This window comes from Micromonospora sp. D75, from assembly GCF_018070405.1.
GTDB lineage: Bacteria > Actinomycetota > Actinomycetes > Mycobacteriales > Micromonosporaceae > Micromonospora > Micromonospora chalcea.
Genome location: NZ_JAGPXV010001038.1, coordinates 1 through 1,067, shown reverse-complemented (window position 1 = coordinate 1,067; position 1,067 = coordinate 1). Strand labels below are relative to the sequence as shown.

The 1,067-nt window shown below is 77.4% G+C and carries 1 protein-coding gene and 1 pseudogene; one reads left to right on the top strand and one right to left on the bottom strand.

The annotated features are described in order from the left end of the window. A partial coding sequence (locus KBX39_RS31790) for a hypothetical protein (RefSeq protein WP_210874118.1) occupies positions 1-875 on the top strand: 875 nt, incomplete at its 5' end. A 3-nt stretch (positions 876-878) separates the two neighbouring features. Here the strand turns inward: KBX39_RS31790 and KBX39_RS31785 are convergent. Further along, positions 879-1,067 (bottom strand): annotated as a pseudogene (locus KBX39_RS31785) (benzoylformate decarboxylase); the annotation flags it as partial.

Below are 1,067 nucleotides of genomic sequence, written 5' to 3'. Positions count from 1 at the left end.
CTCCCGTCCGGACGCCGCCCACCGGCCCGGACCAGTGGCCCGCGTTCACCGAGCGGGCCGAGGAGGTCGCCGCCGGCTGGCGGCCCGGGCCGGGCTGGCGCGACGGGTACGTGCCGCTCCAGGACGCCACAGTGCTCACCGGCGACCCGGGCTTCACCGACGAGACGAAGGTGGCGTTCGGAGCGGGCTGGTACCGGGACCAGATCCCGATCCCGGCCGCCGTGCCGAAGGACGGCACGATCCGGTTCCCCGACGGCACACTGCGGGTGCCGCTGGTCAGCGCCGCCGACGCGTACGCCCAGCTCCGCCAGGGCGACCCGCCGCCCTGCGACGGGCGCCCCGCCGCGCCCGACCCGGCACCGACCGGACGGCCCGGCCCGAACGACCCGGTGTCGACCTCGGCGCCGACGCCGTGCGTCCCGCTCACCGTGACCGAGGTACGGCTGGGCAGCGCGCCGGTGTGGACCAGCCGGGGCCGCGCCGACGTGCCCGCCTGGCTGTTCACCGTGGACGAGCTGGCCGTACCCGTGGCCCGGATCGCCGTCGCGCCGCGCGTGACCGGCCGGGCGCCCGGCGGCGCGGTGCCCACCCGGCCGCTCCCGGCCGGCCTGGTGTCCGCTCAGCAGTTGCGGGCGGTCGAGGGCAACCGGATCGACTACGTGCTCGGCGTCGGCGCCTGCGACGGCCCGCCCACCCCGCTCGTGCTGGAACGGCCGGACGTGGTGGTGATCGGCGGCGCCGTGATCGCCTCCACCGGCGTCTGCACCGCGCAGCTCGTGCTGAAGCCGGTCAGCGTCACGCTCGACGCGCCGCTAGGCGGCCGGGCCGTGCTGGACGCCGCCAGCGGCGCCCCGCTGATTGTCCAGCCCGGCTGAGTCTCAGAGGATCCGTGGCACGTCGGTGCTGATCGGCACCGGCAGCACCGTCGGCCGGTCCGCGGCCAATGCGGCGTCGAGCGCGGTGCCGAGCCCGTCCAGCGTGGTCACCGCACCGGCGCAGCCGTAGCCGTGCGCCACCGCCGTCACGTCCAGCCCGGGCAGGTCCAGCGCGGGCACACCAGGGGTGTG